This is a genomic window from Bacillus sp. FSL P2-0099, assembly GCF_038007445.1.
Taxonomy (GTDB): domain Bacteria; phylum Bacillota; class Bacilli; order Bacillales; family Bacillaceae_G; genus Bacillus_A; species Bacillus_A mycoides.
This window is the reverse complement of the sequence record NZ_JBBOXE010000002.1, coordinates 329,190-345,656: the sequence shown is the minus strand read 5'-3', so window position 1 is coordinate 345,656 and position 16,467 is coordinate 329,190. Positions and strand designations below refer to the sequence as shown.

The 16,467-nt window shown below is 33.2% G+C and carries 13 protein-coding genes and 2 pseudogenes; 10 read left to right on the top strand and 5 right to left on the bottom strand.

Annotated elements, in window-relative coordinates; all coding sequences use genetic code 11:
* Nucleotides 1-188: 188 nt before the first annotated feature.
* Both MKY90_RS29295 and MKY90_RS29290 read right to left on the bottom strand, forming a co-directional pair.
* The gene (locus MKY90_RS29295; protein ID WP_098167475.1) at nucleotides 189-788 is read right to left on the bottom strand and encodes an undecaprenyl-diphosphatase; all 600 of its coding nucleotides are present in this window, start codon (nucleotides 786-788) and stop codon (nucleotides 189-191) included.
* A 234-nt stretch (nucleotides 789-1,022) separates the two neighbouring features.
* Nucleotides 1,023-2,225 (bottom strand): collagen-like protein, encoded by a 1,203-nt coding sequence (locus tag MKY90_RS29290; RefSeq protein WP_341093641.1) that lies wholly within the window; start codon nucleotides 2,223-2,225, stop codon nucleotides 1,023-1,025.
* Between the two features lie 805 nt (nucleotides 2,226-3,030).
* On the opposite strand from MKY90_RS29290, the gene MKY90_RS29285 reads away from it, so the two are divergent.
* The 4 genes and pseudogenes from MKY90_RS29285 to MKY90_RS29270 form a co-directional block, all read left to right on the top strand.
* Nucleotides 3,031-3,183 carry a hypothetical protein gene (locus tag MKY90_RS29285; RefSeq protein ID WP_176523409.1) on the top strand — a complete coding sequence of 51 codons (153 nt, stop codon included), beginning with the start codon at nucleotides 3,031-3,033 and terminating at the stop codon, nucleotides 3,181-3,183.
* Between the two features lie 425 nt (nucleotides 3,184-3,608).
* Nucleotides 3,609-3,818, top strand: a complete 210-nt coding sequence (locus tag MKY90_RS29280; RefSeq protein ID WP_002204055.1) for a hypothetical protein — start codon at nucleotides 3,609-3,611, stop codon at nucleotides 3,816-3,818.
* 389 nt (nucleotides 3,819-4,207) lie between these two features.
* Nucleotides 4,208-4,402: a hypothetical protein gene (locus tag MKY90_RS29275; protein WP_235675284.1), complete on the top strand. Its 195-nt coding sequence runs from the start codon at nucleotides 4,208-4,210 to the stop codon at nucleotides 4,400-4,402.
* Nucleotides 4,403-4,782: 380 nt separating this feature from the next.
* A pseudogene (locus MKY90_RS29270) lies at nucleotides 4,783-5,003 on the top strand (recombinase family protein); the annotation flags it as partial.
* Nucleotides 5,004-5,146: 143 nt separating this feature from the next.
* Here MKY90_RS29270 and MKY90_RS29265 read toward each other — a convergent pair.
* Complete coding sequence (locus MKY90_RS29265; protein WP_016096711.1) at nucleotides 5,147-5,341, bottom strand: hypothetical protein; 195 nt, start codon at nucleotides 5,339-5,341, stop codon at nucleotides 5,147-5,149.
* 816 nt (nucleotides 5,342-6,157) lie between these two features.
* Between MKY90_RS29265 and MKY90_RS29260 the strand changes: the two genes are divergently transcribed.
* Together MKY90_RS29260 and MKY90_RS29255 are read left to right on the top strand one after the other, a co-directional pair.
* Nucleotides 6,158-6,325 carry a hypothetical protein gene (locus tag MKY90_RS29260; RefSeq protein ID WP_154214060.1) on the top strand — a complete coding sequence of 56 codons (168 nt, stop codon included), beginning with the start codon at nucleotides 6,158-6,160 and terminating at the stop codon, nucleotides 6,323-6,325.
* Nucleotides 6,326-6,460: 135 nt separating this feature from the next.
* Entirely contained in the window at nucleotides 6,461-6,643 is a 183-nt protein-coding gene (locus tag MKY90_RS29255; protein WP_341093637.1) for a hypothetical protein, read from the top strand.
* 1,456 nt (nucleotides 6,644-8,099) lie between these two features.
* On the opposite strand, the gene MKY90_RS29250 is transcribed toward MKY90_RS29255, so the two are convergent.
* A complete protein-coding gene (locus tag MKY90_RS29250; protein WP_098167478.1) occupies nucleotides 8,100-8,807 on the bottom strand; it encodes an IS6 family transposase in 708 nt (235 codons plus the stop codon).
* A 569-nt stretch (nucleotides 8,808-9,376) separates the two neighbouring features.
* Here MKY90_RS29250 and MKY90_RS29245 point away from each other — a divergent pair.
* The 4 genes and pseudogenes from MKY90_RS29245 (at nucleotide 9,377) to xerS (ending at nucleotide 13,998) form a co-directional block, all read left to right on the top strand.
* A complete protein-coding gene (locus MKY90_RS29245; protein WP_341093632.1) occupies nucleotides 9,377-9,745 on the top strand; it encodes a DUF898 family protein in 369 nt (122 codons plus the stop codon).
* A 734-nt stretch (nucleotides 9,746-10,479) separates the two neighbouring features.
* Nucleotides 10,480-11,601 (top strand): IS200/IS605 family element RNA-guided endonuclease TnpB, encoded by a 1,122-nt coding sequence (tnpB, locus tag MKY90_RS29240; protein ID WP_098167481.1) that lies wholly within the window; start codon nucleotides 10,480-10,482, stop codon nucleotides 11,599-11,601.
* A 151-nt stretch (nucleotides 11,602-11,752) separates the two neighbouring features.
* Nucleotides 11,753-11,893 (top strand): annotated as a pseudogene (locus MKY90_RS29235) (HNH endonuclease); the annotation flags it as partial.
* Between the two features lie 1,031 nt (nucleotides 11,894-12,924).
* Nucleotides 12,925-13,998: a tyrosine recombinase XerS gene (xerS, locus tag MKY90_RS29230; RefSeq protein ID WP_016097047.1), complete on the top strand. Its 1,074-nt coding sequence runs from the start codon at nucleotides 12,925-12,927 to the stop codon at nucleotides 13,996-13,998.
* A gap of 745 nt (nucleotides 13,999-14,743) precedes the next feature.
* On the opposite strand, the gene MKY90_RS29225 is transcribed toward xerS, so the two are convergent.
* The gene (locus tag MKY90_RS29225) at nucleotides 14,744-16,228 is read right to left on the bottom strand and encodes a WD40/YVTN/BNR-like repeat-containing protein (RefSeq protein WP_308027094.1); all 1,485 of its coding nucleotides are present in this window, start codon (nucleotides 16,226-16,228) and stop codon (nucleotides 14,744-14,746) included.
* Nucleotides 16,229-16,467 lie beyond the last annotated feature (239 nt).

Sequence of the window (16,467 nt, the reverse complement as noted above, 5' to 3'; positions counted from 1 at the left end):
AATTCACCCGGTAAATTTGTCCAAAAAAGGTGTTTCTATAAAAGTTTTTCACCTAAGAAATGGATTCATAGATTTTAATCAAAGCGTTATTTTAAAATTAAAGAGCGCCCAAGGGAGCGCTCTTCGATCAAGACAATATTGAAAAATACTCGGTAATATATGTAATCTTTTTAGCTTTGTGAGATTAATCAAAAGTTTTTCGACTTGTTTTTGGAGGGTATTACATTTTGTTCTATTTTTTCGTAAAGATTAAGTAATTGTTTGATGAATGTAATTTTCGGTGTTAACCAATATGAAAATAGTGCTGAAATAATTCCTATTAAAGCTCCTGTTATGACATCAAAAGGATAATGAACTCCTACCCAAATACGAGAAATAGCTACGCAGAATGCAAGTACAAGCCATAACCATCTAGCCTTTTTACGAACAAGCCAGAATGAAAAACAAATTGAAAAAAATAGAATCGTATGGTCGCTAGGAAATGAATTATCTACTGCATGATCGACAAGTTTATTAACATTAGGTAATACTGCAAATGGTTGATAATTCAAATGCAAACTCCCTGCTAATTTTCCAATTATTTCAGCAGTTACGAAAGCAACTATTGCTTGAATAATCATCATTTTGTTTTTTCTAGATTGAGTAAACCAATAAGCAATAATAATTAAACCTAAAAAATACACCATATATTCCGCTAAAAATACCATAGTGGAGTTTAGGGATGAATATTGCTTCCCTAAATTATTGATAGCTCGAAAAGCATCAATATTTAATTCAGAAAAAAACATTTTTAAATCGCTCCTTATTGTTTGTGTATAAGGAAAATTATAGTAAAGAGTTTATAGTGAAAAAATTGATTTTAGTGACAGTAGTCTTACAAAACTGTAAGGATTAGCTCATTAAAGATTTTTAATAAAATAGTTATTTTAATTAAAGTAAGAAGGTTAAAAGTTATCTTAATCTACGTGATTCATAAAGGTTAAGTAGAGTCGCTTTATGAATCACGTTTCTAACCTAATTAATCATCCTACCTGAAAAACACTTACATTTGCAGATACATTTGTTAAAGAGCCACCATCACTATTTGAGAGAGTGATAGTACCCGCTGAAGAAGTATTATTTATTAAAGTTAATGTTGAAGGAACAACTGTTACTGTAAAAGCAACAGTACCTTGATTTAAGGAATGGGGTGACCCTGTCCCAAACCGTCCGCCTGGAATTGGTGTACCGTTTAGTGCAAAGGAAAATTGGTTTTCACGAGAAGATTCTAATTGAAATTCTGCTACATATGTTCCTAGTGTATTAATTATAATATTTCCAGTACTTGCTATGTGGGTAAGGGCGGTTCCTATTATAGGTCCATTTGTATTAAAAGTAACATTACCTCCTACTACAATTGACTGGTTGGTAGTATCAAAAGCATATAGATAGTTTGTTAATCCTACGCCAGAGGGTCCAGTCGATCCGGTAGCACCAGTCGGTCCGGTAGCACCAGTCGATCCTGTAACACCAGTTGGCCCAGTAACACCAGTTGGTCCGGTAGCACCAGTCGATCCGGTAACACCAGTTGGTCCGGTAACACCAGTTGGTCCGGTAACACCAGTCGATCCAGTAGCACCAGTCGATCCAGTAACACCAGTTGGTCCGGTAACACCAGTCGATCCAGTAACACCAGTCGATCCAGTAGCACCAGTCAATCCAGTAACACCAGTCAATCCAGTAGCACCAGTTGGTCCGGTAGCACCAGTCGATCCGGTAGCACCAGTCGATCCTGTAACACCAGTTGGTCCAGTAACACCAATTGGTCCGGTAGCACCAGTCGATCCTGTAACACCAATTGGTCCGGTAGCACCAGTCGATCCAGTAACACCAGTTGGTCCGGTAACACCAGTCGATCCAGTAGCACCAGTTGGTCCGGTAGCACCAGTCGATCCTGTAACACCAGTTGGTCCAGTAACACCAATTGGTCCGGTAGCACCAGTCGATCCTGTAACACCAATTGGTCCGGTAGCACCAGTCGATCCAGTAACACCAGTTGGTCCGGTAACACCAGTCGATCCAGTAGCACCAGTTGGTCCGGTAGCACCAGTCGGTCCAGTAACACCAGTTGGTCCGGTAACACCAGTCGATCCAGTAGCACCAGTTGGATAATGTGGGAGAATAATATGGTTAATATCCATAAGCGGAAATTTATTGAATATATCTTTGTTTTTGTAATCTATCAAAATCACCTCACTTGTGTGTTTAGAAAAATAGTAAATTTAATTTTTTATTAATACCTCATTTTTATACTATTAATTCAATTTATTTTGGAAACAGCGAATAACTACTATAGGGCATTAGTTATTAGTTTAAATCTCAATAAAATCGTTATTTTATCTTAAATAAAAAAAAGCACACTTATATGTGTGCTCTCAAATGAGAAAGATAGAATGCTATGAATGGAAAGCTTCCATACAATAACATATGCTTGTCCGGTTTAAATGTGAGAAGTTTTTAATAAAAACGCTATTTTATAAAAAAAGAACCCGCTAACTGCAACGAGTTCTAAAAAGGAGTTTAACTCAACTCTCAGGGAGTATTTCTTTTCTATAATGGTACAGACCTGATATCGATCCGAAAAGAAGTGAAATGGAAATTATCATGATGAGATACTGTCTTAAATAGATAGTATTTGTAGGCATCCATAGAATAAATATGGCTAATAAGACAAGTAGTGAAGTGCACATTGTATAAGATATTTGGTGCTTGAGTTTTAGTCTTTCTGTATCATTGGTACCTATTTTCTTAAACGTTATAGAAAATAAGATAACAGACGCTAGAGAGAGAAGGGTTGTCATACCTACAAATAAATTAAAATGAAGAATATCACTAGATAGCCATGATTCTAGCCATTGGAAAATAACCATTTTATCATCCTTTCTTAAATGTCTAAAAAATCATTGTTGTTAATCTATGTATATATTAACATATTGTGGGTTTTGGAGGGGGGATAACAAAAATTTCATTTTGTAGAAAAGGGGAATGGATATGAACATCAAAACGCAATTAGAAAATATCGTTTGGCACATCCAAACAAACAGGGATGTCATAGGGGATAAACAAACACTGGAAGATGTATTGATCTCCTTAAAGAGAATGGTAAGGGATGAAGAAAGTAAAAGAGCAGCTAGCAAAAGCTAACTGCTCACCCAAGGAAAACAAAGAAAGGATAACCATGTGTCTACAGTATTAACGTAATATTTAGTTTTATTCAGGGTTGGTTCCAAAAAAGTGACATACCGCCAAAATATAAAATTATTAAAAGGACAATTACTATGAAAGCAATTAAAGAGATTTTCTTCCAGGGATTTTTCATTAGTAGACCTCCTTTATGAAGAATATTAACACTTTACCAGAATCTGAACAAAATAATCCTTTGAATAGAAAGTGAGGTTATGAAAATGGAAGATAACGTAAAGCTATTAGGCGTAGGCGCAGACGGAATGTGTGGAATGGAGTTTACAGAGAATAAGGTCAATGTTCGGAGATGGCTTTTTGTTTTATTCAGATAAAAGGATGATAAGGTCTTTTGTCGAATAGATAGATTTGGAGAGGAGGGGGCATATATGCTGATTTCTTTTAAAGACGAAACAAAAAAACTAAAAGCTTCAATAGACAGCCATGATCTAGCAGGATTAATAGCAGTGCTAGAAAAAAATAAAAAAGTAAAAATAGGACATGATCGTTATGAAGTTGTCGAAGTGAGTTTAGAAATCAACAAGTACACAAATAGTGATGATTTAGCAGAGGTTATAGTAACTGTGAAAGAGGCTTAAAGTAGCAAATAAATCAGAAATAGCATCCATAACGGGTGCTTTTTTCTTTGTTATATAGAAATTATATATTAAACTAGTAAAACTTTGAATGAGACAAGCATATACTAATAACTGACTGACACGACGTATTCATTCTTTATAATCGTATCGGACGAGTACCTTATAGGGCTCTTTTTTTATTGCACATAAGGAATTCCCAAACATACAATATCGAGTCAATGCCAACCAACTTATTCCTTTTCCGATAGCTATATATATTCCGCTATAAAGTTCTTTTATGTTGCGCCATTAGAACGGGCAGGGCATTGTCGTATATTTAATACTCAGAAGCTTAGGGCACTTTATAGTGTTCTTTTTTTATTGAACAAAATGGATATTTGGATAGGAGGATGAAGAAGTTAATGGAAACAATTAATAAATTTACAGACTATATGAAACGTCTTGGTGAAAATAAAAAGGTAGTCGTTGAGGAAGAGGATGTAAAAGATATTACTGAAGATATCGAAGCGTATTTAAGTAATAACGGCCATACTTATTCTTATAGTGTGAATATGGCAGGACAAGTGTTAATCATTGTTCATTAAACCAATAGCAATTATCGTAGGCGTTGCCGTGATTTTGGTTTAGCGTCTTGTTTGTTGTTAAGGGGTGAGGGCATGGAAGTTATTTACGAACATCCTTGGTTAACTACATGGTTTATTTTATGATTTGTATTTGTGCATCTAGTGTTGTATCTATGGAAAAGAAGTAACAAAACAAACGAACACAACGAACGAAAATAGAGGATAAAACGTCCGATATGGGTGTACTTATTTTGAATTATGTTTGTTCACAAATTAGACATATTTAGAACCCTTATTTTCCAACAACCTATTTGTTCGGTTTACATGTACGGAAATTAAATGCTGTTATTAAGCTATAGTTAATTTACGGACACTTAAACGGACAAAAGGGGAGAAACGGAATGATTCTCGGATATGCTCGTGTACCAACACAAGATCAGAACTTAGCAAGGTAACTCAAACAATTGAGTGATTATGGATGTGATTATGTGTTTGAAAAAAAGTTAGTGGAGCTACAACAGACGGACCAGAGTTATTACGCATGTTAGAGAATCTGCGTGAAGGTGATGTAATTGTAGTTACTGAATTAGCACGTATTACAAGAAGTACACAGGACTTATTTAATTAAGCTCGTTTCTAATCAAGACATAAAATACTCATTAAAAAATCGATTTCTTAACGTACAGGAAATCGACTTTTTATTTATAATCCCTTCATCCAATTCTTTCTACATTTTAGGCATCTTTGCAGCAGGACCATCTAGAATTAGAGTGTAAAAAATGTATCTTGAATAGTAGAACGAAAAGATTGGCAACGAATTTGTTTTGCCCAAAATGCCGTTTCTGCTTCTCTTTCTTGTAATGTCATGTTAGTTCTAAAGGGAGAAGGAAGAATAAGAGCAGTTACAGCTGGTATTGAATGAAAAGTTATATTATCTAGCTTTAGAAATTTTCGCCACATATTAAGATCACTCCACACATCCTCTGGTCCAGGGCTCCATCCTTCAAGAAGACGATGGTAGGTATCTATGCGGTGTCCAGCAATCGTAGGACTAAAATTTATATGACTCTTTCAACATACGATCGCGAGTCTCAAGTTCCTCCAATGATCCCTGAATGGCCATCATTTGTTACTTATTCACAAAAGCCATATAGCGGCTATGTACAAAATCTGCTTTGGATAAAGCTTGCTCCATGTATTGTAAGTGATCAGGAAACCATGAATCATCGTCACTCAGATAACATACAAATTTTCCTTTTGCCAATTGTAATGCCTCATGTCGATAAATTTCTCCGTTCCTTGCACTTGAGCCTATAAAAACAGAGAAGAAATCTTTAATCAAGCTCCTGCTTTTCAGCATGAAATACACCAAAACAATTACTTGAAATATTATTCATTTATTAATCTGAGTATGCTTTTTTAACTTTGCAACAGCAACCATAAATGCTCCTCATAATAAATATAAGGTTATTTTATATATACATAGATTTTATTCATCGTAAGCCTACTGAAAATAAGAAAAGACGTAAAAAGACAGTGGCTTATATTGTCATGCAATTTAAACTTTTAAAAGGGTGAATGGGGTATCGAAAGCTGTACAGTTATCTTTTAAACAAAGGAGTCAAAGTTACTCTGTCTCAAGTAAGACACGCCTTATGTAAGGTCAGCTCAAAGTGAAAAATTGTCACTTATTATAAGAAACAAAAGCAAGAACTCAATACGTTTCCGAATATATTAGAACGCTCTTTTATACCTAGTACGAAGGAAAGACCAACAGTGGTTGAGGAAATACAAATTATATTAGGTAGATTGGCAATAAATAGTGATTTATCACAGCTAACAGAGGAAGAAAAGCGGCAATATTATCATTTTGTATGCAGAAAATATGGACTAGATCCATTTACAGAGTCGTTTGCTTTTATTCGGTTTAAGGGAAGTAAGTGAACTACAGCTATAGGTGCAGTTCCTATTAGTACAGAAATTGGAAGAAAACTTAGTCCCGCTCAGTTAGCTCATACACTGATGACTTGTGCAACCAAAGTAAAGAGACGAGCGACAGTATCACTGTGTTGTTTAGCTATGATGGATGAAACAGAAGTAGGTATACTTTTTGGTGTAAAACGATTTGATATACAATCCGTCATCGAAAATAAAGATTTACCTCTACAATCCAAACAATCTTATGGCGGTTATACATTTATGGTAAAAGAATCAATGGGAAAATCAAAACTATTTGAGAAAGAAAAAATAAAAAAGAAGTGACTGTTTTGACAGAATTGAGAGATTCATAATGGTACATCAAAAACTTCATGAATAGAAGAAGTGCACCTATTATCATATAGAATTTGTTGTGAAAGATGAAAGAAACAAGCAAGCATACAATAATGATGAAGTATGGCATTATATATATTTCTTATATTAGCACTTATTTATTTGTCAATTCTCCTTTGTGTGAAAGTAGAGTGCACGAAAATGAAAGCGGAACGAATCTTGAGATTACTATCGAAGAGGGTGTGCTTATTTATTGAGTTGTAGTGCATAGATACTATAAGAGAGTATAGGATACACATATTTTTAGAGGAATTATGTAATAAGTGACATATGAAGAAGACAATGTTGCAAATATGAGAGGTTGAAAAGAAAGCTCACAAACCAATGTAGTTTTAAGAATAGTAGTAAATAAAAAACTGTATCTAGCCTGAAAAATACATCGAAGGGATAGCAACGGTATTTAAAGTATCTGGGGATATATTGTAAGGAAGGCAGATGTTCAATGAGTATATGCTTATAAAAAATACTGTAAAAAAACTATTGTATGTTAAAAATTTATATGTTACATTGATGTTACAAAAATATTACTTTATGTGACTTTTGTTTCATTTTGTTTTCTTGTTATTTATTTTTTGTTACAAACCATATACTAGAAGCGTTATTTCTATGTGCGTAAGAGTCTGTGTAGTAAGAAGTCTGAGTTAGAACTTCATACATTATATTAAAAATCCTTTCTGTCTTAAAAGAAGAAGAATACCAACTATATAGGGGTTTTTAGGTAATGAGATTATATAAAATGTACTTCCTTCCCCACACAATTTAGTACATATTTAAGGTTCAGTCTAATTGCTGCACAGCTACTTTTACATATGAGTGTATCGAAATAAATGAAGAGATTGGTAATTATAAACAGCATTAAAAAATTAATCTCGAGATGGATTTAAATAGAGTGATTGAGGTATATAAAGTGAAAAATTCTTATAAAGTGTTTATATGTATTTGGATAATTATTTTGTTGTTTTTTGTAATTTATTTTGGATACAAAATGACATCTGATAATAATCAGGTATCAATACAAGAAAAACAGGTAAAACAAGAAGTTCAAAAAATGTCAGAATAATCAAATGAGAGAGAAATAGAATCCTTTGAAATATTCTAAAAGAAATCAGTAATAAAAAGAGGGCAGTTACGTACTAGCGGGTTCCCTTTTGAGGTGCAAACATTGCAAATCACATCACATTTTTGTCACTAATATCAATGGGATTCTCTAATTAAGTAACAATAATAAATGCAGAGGAGGGATAGCTTAATAGCTATCCCTTCATCATAATATCATTTAAATAAATCTTCTATTATATTAGCAGGGGATAGTGATAGAAAAGTGGGTTCTGGTGCAAAGATTGTATTTATTTGAAAGAGGTATATAGATTCCTAATGGAATCTATTCTTATGCAACCATTCCGAATAGTTGATGAATAAACTTCACTTCATTTTTGACAGACTTGTCCCGTAAAATAAGTTGGCCTTTTTTAATGATATGCATCGCTTCTATTCCTGAAAGAATAGATTTAGCTGTACGAAAAGATTTCAATCCTAGCATTGAACGAACTCTCTTTTTAATAAAACGATGATCTTGCTCTACAATGTTATTAAGGTATTTTACCTGCCTTATTTGGATGCCCACAGGCATCTTTTTCTCTGTCTTCAACTCTTCAATCGCTATAGGAAAGGCCGGATTTTTGTCCACTGTAATCACACGGGGCTTTGAAACATGAAAAGACTGCAAAGCTTTATTGAAAAAACGCTTTGCAGCCCTATGATCTCTTGTTTTACTTAAATGAAAATCAATTGTATATCCTTTTGAATCAACAGCACGATATAGGTACATCCATTGACCTTTGACTTTCACATACGTCTCATCGACTCGCCAAGAATCATTGGTTGACTTAAGATGACGTCGTACTCGCTTATCTAATTCGTGACCATATTGATGAACCCATCGCATGATAGTTGTATGAGCCAGGGATAGCCCGCGTTCTTCCATCATTTCGACTAAATCACGAAAACTGAGGTTGTACCGTAGGTACCATCTCACGGTTAATAAAATAACATCCGGTTGATAATGTTTCCACTTGAATAGATTTTTCTTTTCCATACCAATCACATCCTTTTTTAGAGTAATAGTATCAGTATGTCCAAGTCTGAAAGACTTTTTTTAGATATTTTGAAGTTTTTCCACCAGAACCTCGTAGCTGCCATTCTGGCCGCTATTGCAATGGAGGCCATGTTGTTTGTGAAACCAGGGCAGCAGACTAAGTCTGAAAGTTTATTTAACTGGAGAAATAAGGGAGAGTTAGAGGAACCTCGTGCTAATATTTGAATGAGTAAAGTAAGGTAAGGTATAAAAAACGAGTTGTATGTAAAACTCGTTTTTTATTTGTCTGAAACGTATGTCTTCTATAGTAAAATGAAATTTAAGTGGGAAGAAATAAATGAATTGCTTAATATATCTAGCAAAGAGAGAAACAGAATCAAAGCTATTATTCTAGCTGTTTTCTTAGACCGTAGCGGTATTGAGTGGAGTTTTTGAGTTTATTGGTATAAATGAAATAACTAAACGTTTAAAAAATTTATGGGAGTAACATTTTTGTGCTAAAATATGTAAGGTTATATTGAATAAAATACGTGCGCTAATCACGATAAACTGGCAAAGGAGTGTGTTTTATGGCAGAAAATATTAACATAAACGTTAATGCAGGAAGTAACTATGGACCAGAATCAAAATGGGGGCGTCAGTCTTTCTTTGATGGTGGACTTTTAAGCTTCATTGGTTGGAGTATCTTGGGAGCGCTTATTACAGTGTTCACGCTTGGTATTTGCTATCCGTGGGCGTTGTGTATGGTTTATGGTTGGAAAATTAACCATACTGTGGTTGATGGGCATAGAATGAAATTTAACGGTTCAGCAGTTGGCTTGTTTAGTAACTGGATTAAATGGCTAATTCTAACAGTTATTACACTAGGTATCTATGGTTTTTGGGTTAGCATTAAACTTGAAGACTGGAAAGTAAAAAATACAACCTTCGTTAATTAAGTGGATATTTTGATTCAGTACCTTAAGGGATGCATTATGAAATTACGTACATTAAAAATAATTCAATTAGTGTTATATAGCGTTGTTTTAATTCTTATGATTGATTATAGTAATCATTAAAATATTTATGTAAGAGTTCATGACTTTAATTTCTCTATTAAGTGAGTGCAATAATTTTCATAAATTACTATTTTTAAATAATATAGAGAAATGGTTTTTGAGTTGTCAGAGCTCTATCAGAAAGCAAGCCTGTTCCAGCAGAATTGCTTTTTTTGCTATTTATTAAGTATGCAAAAAATGCCAACGTACCAGTTAGTTATCCTGAAGGGAGCGCGACCTATTGGAGTTAGTTATAGCGTTTTTTACGGTGTTTATAATTATCTGGGCGATTATCAAGCCATTTGCTAAAAATAGAAGACACAACACTAACCACGAGTGGAAAAACAAAATTGGTCAAAGTTTATCCACGTTTCTAAGTCCAATGAATAGACTGAAGGCATCTAATAATGTGATAGAAAAGACTGCTTGTTTTGTATCATTAGTATTTATCATTTTAGCCAAGAAGACTCCTTCCTCAAGGAACGCGAAGTGAGTAGGTGGGAGATGAATTGGCTTCGGGCAAGGGATGGCAGGAAGCCATCTTAATTGTTCGACATACATAAACTGTTACTTCACTACCTATCGAATGTATGTTTGTTGTATAATAGACACATATCGAAATGGAGGTGAAACGAATGATGATCAATAAAGCATATAAATTTCGTATCTATCCAAATAAAGCACAAGCGATCCTAATCAATAAAACGATTGGCTGTTCTCGTTTTGTATTCAATCACTTCCTATCTTTATGGGGTAATGCATATAAAGAAACAGGAAAGGGTTTGACATATGGTACATGCTCTGCCAAACTTCCAGCCATGAAGAAAGAGTTTGTTTGGCTAAAAGAAGTGGATAGTATTGCGATTCAGTCGTCTGTTCGCAACCTTGCGGATGCTTATACACGCTTTTTCAAAAAACAAAACAGTGCCCCGCGTTTCAAATCTAAGAAGAACAACGTACAATCTTACACCACAAAACAAACAAATGAAAACATTGCCGTTGTAGGAAACAAAATGAAATTACCAAAAGTCGGTCTTGTTCGATTTGCCAAAAGTCGTGAAGTAAAGGGACGTATTTTAAATGCTACAGTTAGACGGAACCCTTCTGGCAGATACTTTGTGTCATTGTTAGTTGAAACAGAAGTGCAAGAACTTCCGAAAACAAATTCCTACATTGGAATGGATGTGGGACTAAAAGATTTCGCCATTTTGTCAGATGGAACAACCTATAAAAATCCGAAGTTTTTTCGATCATTAGAAGAGAAGTTGGCAAAAGCACAGCGTGTTCTTTCTAGAAGAATGAAAGGATCTTCTCGCTGGAATAAACAACGAGTAAAAATAGCTAGAATTCATGAATACATGACGAATGCTAGAAAAGATTACTTGGACAAAGTCTCAACTGAAATCATCAAAAACCACGATGTTATTGGTATAGAGGATTTGCAAGTATCTAATATGTTACAGAATCATAAGTTAGCAAAAGCAATTAGTGAGGTATCATGGTCACAGTTTCGAACTATGTTGGAATATAAGGCAAAATGGTACGGCAAACAAGTCATTGTCGTATCGAAAACATTTGCTTCAAGCCAATTATGTTCTTGTTGTGGATATCAAAACAAAGACGTTAAAAATCTAAACCTACGTAAATGGGACTGTCCTTCTTGTCGTGCACACCATGATAGGGATATTAACGCAAGTATCAATCTAAAGAATGAAGCGATAAGGCTTCTAACTGCAAGGACTGTGGAGATAGCCTAATAAATTAGAGTTCGATAGAACTCTTTACTTAGGAATCCCCCTCTTCTAAACGAAGTGAAAGTGGGGGTAGTTCAAGGATTATCATTCTAACATTTGATATTGCTTAGTTGGAGGGGAAAGCTTCATGAATGAATACAAAGCCAAACAACAGAAGCATAAGAAGATGCAACTCGTTATCCATCATATAAAAGAACTCGAACATCATTCAACACTTGTATTAGATATGGATAATCTAGAAACAATCTGTGTGGATTACCACAATAGAAAACATGGAAGCACATTCAAAAAGAAAAATTACTTACTTATATTTAGTTTACATAAGAGATATTATAGATATTTGAAAAAAAGGAGTAAAATCCGTCTCAAAATGAAAAGAATTCTTATCTTATTGAGACGGAAGGAGAAATTGCAAAGTTATATTTTAAAATCTGTATTAGAATTAAAAATCACTGTATGTTCACATAAACAAAGTACAATATAGAAAACTTTTTACAGGACTATAGGAAACATTCTCTTTCAATATAAAAACAATTAAGTTTTGGGTAAAGCACAACCTATTTAGTCTTAAGTGGTTAAAGTTACCCGTATTGCATTGAAATTTTTTTAACATGTATTTATATGCTAGCTATACCCTATAAGCAACCATGTAATCAATATTAAAATGTATAGGTGAATGTATCTGCAACTAAAAGATATTCATACTGATGAAAGGTGCATGATGTATTTTGTTGGATGAACATAAAAGAATTATAAAAAGGGGGAAAGATAAACATCCTACAACTTCGCACGAAATACCGATTTTACGCAGAATAATACGATTATATAAAAATCAAATACAGTATCTAGGGATTTCAAGCCCAAGTGCATGAATCTTAGTATATTGGTATACGCCATATAATTGATATTTTATATAAGAAAAATCAAATGCTGAATTACTCATAAACAATTTTTATAGTGAATTACATTTTAATTTATAAGAGCTTTTCTTGTGTTGATCTAACTAACTCCTGATTAACCTTGATTAAATTAACCAATTCACATTTTATAATGATTTTTAAACTGTGTTCATGTATTCATTTTGTTAGAACTTATATTTGAAAATCGTTTTATTTTATATACATATATAATTTTTATCGCCAAATATGAATTTATCACTTGGTTATCTATAACTTTTATTAGAATAATTACACTTTCCCATTCAATTTCGAGTGAATCTTAGTATTACATAATTTAATTATGTAAATAAGTTCGTGTAAAAATTGAATTTAATGCGAACTTGTGTTCGTGTATCTTTTCTGTTATAGTGTATATGAGGTGATTTTTATGGAATACAGCAAGCAACGTCAAAAATCCGTACATCGTAAGAAATTATACAAGAATTTAAATGAAATGCCCTTTTACATAGAAGAATTTGTGGAGTACAAAGAATTGCATGATGCCTCTCCCTCCACCCTACTGAATTATGTATATGATTTTAGAGTCTTCTTTAATTGGCTATTATCTGAACAAATTATTGAATTTAAGCCGATTAAAGACATATCCTTCTCTGATTTGGAAAATTTAAAGAAAAAAGATGTTGAGAACTTTATGAGGTTTCTAAAACTACAACAAAACATGCAGAATTCCTCTGTTAACAGAAAAATTTCAGCCTTAAAGTCTTTATTTAAGTACCTTACCTCCCTATCAGAAAATGAAGATGGAGAATGTTATTTTTATAGAAATGTAATGGCTAAAATAGAAATACATAAAGATAAAGAAACATTAAATGCTCGTGCAAAACGTATGAGATCTAAAATATTCCATAATGATGACGATCAAGAATTTTTGAATTACGTTAAGTACGAACATGAAAAATCTTTAACAAAACATCAGTTATTCTATTTCCTAAGAGATAAAGATCGTGATGTAGCTATCCTTTCCCTTTTTCTTGGTAGCGGTATTCGTGTAAGTGAATTGGCCGATCTTCGTATGGAAGATATAAACTTAAAAGAAAGACTAATTGATGTAATCCGAAAAGGAAACAAAGAAGATTCTGTATGGATTACACCAATTGCATTGAATGATTTAGAAAAGTATATGGAAATTAGAGATAACAAATATGCTCCAGGGAAAGAATTAAAAAATGTATTTTTATCGAAATATAAACATACTGCACAGCCTCTTTCAGTTAGAGCTATCCAAGATATTGTAGAAAAATATACTAAAGCATATGGAAAAAGAATGTCTCCCCATAAATTAAGACATACATTAGCGAATAAATTATATATGGAAGAAAAAGACTCGTTACAAGTGATGCAACAACTTGGGCATACCAGCCAAGATACGGCCTTATTATACACACAGCTTGGAGAAACAACTATTAAAGATAGCTTAGGCAGAATAGGAAAAAATAAATAATAAAAGTTCAGCAATGCAAAATTGCTGAACTTTTATTATTTTCCCTGCTAGAGTTAGTGGTTTTAAATGTCATGCATTATTCATTACATATTTAATTTTATTATATAAAAAATACATAGTTAAAATTCTACTTTAATTGGTATATAAAAACTCTCTCTTGTTAGATTAGATAAATGAAAATTTTAGATTCCTACAATTGTTGTTTACGTTAAATGTGAATTTCACGGACACTTGGGAAAATGGGAGTTACCCCCTTCCCCCATCTGTTGTAGAAAGACATGAAACTCCAAACTATTTAAACAAGAAAGTTTAAACTAAAATTTTTTAGATTTACAGAACTAAACTCATCAAAAGTCAGCTCTTTTTTCATTTTTTTGGTGATTACTCTTTTAAGTTGATAGCGATGTGGTGATACCCGTTTAGAACGATATCTTTGCCCTAAAAAAAATCGAACCATAAATTTGCCGGCAAGCTTATGGTTCGATTTAAATTATTTACTTTTAGTAACTACTCAGCCCCTCTATGAAAAAAAGCCAGAAAAGCATCTTTTTAAATGGGCGAGAGGGACTGGCCATGCATAGAAGCGGTCAGGGCCTTTTCCTGCCACGCGCAAAGCTTTAAAACAAAGAAAGGCAGCGAGGTGTAGGTCCATTTTATCTTCATCGCTGGAATTATACCCCTTACCAAACTTCTAAATGAAATGTATAGCTGAGTAGTTACCTTATTTTTTGAAAAAACATTCTGACTATTTTTTTTTCACTTCTTCTACAAATTCCCATGTCTCTCCGTTATCTTTTGATTGATAAAGTGCACTACTATCGCCATTGTAGTCTCCATCTGCCCCTTGTCCAACTAACATATTAAAAACCCCATCTTTCTCATATGGCATACTAGGAGAATCAAAAGGACTTATTGTGGACTGTGTATGATCTAATTTCACTTCATGCGGCGGATATTCTACCTTTTTGAAAGATACCCCCCCATCATCTGTGCGATATAACTCTCCCTCATTACCAGAAGGTCTAACTGCTCCTAAAAACCCAAGTTTATCATTTATAAAAGTGATCCCTGATACACTACCAATCCCCCTATTAAATGGGTCTGGATTGATAACCTCCCATGTTTCCCCTTCATCACTAGTCCTGCTTAATGAATAAAAGGCGCTCCCTAATGCTTTATCTGTCATATTTAGTTTATAACCAACTTCTTTTGATAGGAAAAACTGTTCTTTTTCATTCTTTAAATCTTGTTGTTTCTTCTCTTTAAACCTATCTTCATTTGGAGGCGTCTTTGATTTACTCCAACTTGCGTCACATATTAAATTATATCTAGCAGGGACTAGCTCTTTCTCTTTTCCAGGGACATATATAGATACAGTATATCCAATGATATCAGAAGCTGCTTCTTTAAGACTCTGCCCCTTACCATCCTCAGTAATATTAATAATTCCCTCTGTATTGGATCCCCAATTTCTTTTTCCATAATAAATCAACCCATACTTACTTTCATTCCACTTTCTAACCGTTTGCTTAACTGGAATCGCCTTAACCGTTTTAATTAAAGGTTCTACTAATTTATCATCATCATAATCAGGCTTTGCATATCCGTCTCGTATTATAGTAATATCTTCTGATTTCTTCTCATTATAAGAGATTAAATAAGTTTCTTCTTTCCCATCAACATTTTTCCCATAAACAAATGTATCAAACGCTGTGATTGTTCCATCTGAATGAAATGTAAGATCAAAATCAGTTGCCATATACAATTTCTTTGGCAAAGGATATTTTTTATTTATATCTTCAAAAATACCTTCTACTCCAGATTCATATATATTATTATGTTTAAGTTTAACTGACCTTTCATGTTTTAACCTTTCTATAAACCATGCCAATTTGCCATTGTAATTTATTGCACTTTTATAAATCTGCATCCCATAAAATGATGTAATTGCAACAATAATGATAATAGAAATGGATCTCCATGCTATTGAATTAGTTAATTTTTTAGTTTCATATTCTCTATTTTTTATCACCCGCATTGTAGTAAATGTAGTCATGGATATAAAAAGTACTATACATAATAACAAAATATAAATATTATAATTCATCCTTCCGTACTTACAGTATAAGGCTAATTCATAACAAAAAATCCCGTATACAATTATTAGTATTGGATTTGTTACTAATGACAGAAGTATCCTTTTTGCATTTTCCTTAAATATAGAAATCACTCCTAATTACATGAATTACTGATATTAAGTATACTTTATTGTAAAGTAACAAAAAAGCTATTTAATCTTGCCGCCAAAAATACAATAGACATCTGTCTATGTAAATGGCAGATGTCTATTAAAGCCGTTTAAAAATCTAGTTGTTTCATAGACAATGGATTTTTGAGTGAATACTAAAATTGCTTCATTTGAGAGACAAATATTGAAAATGAACCCTCATATATTAATTCATTCCCCTC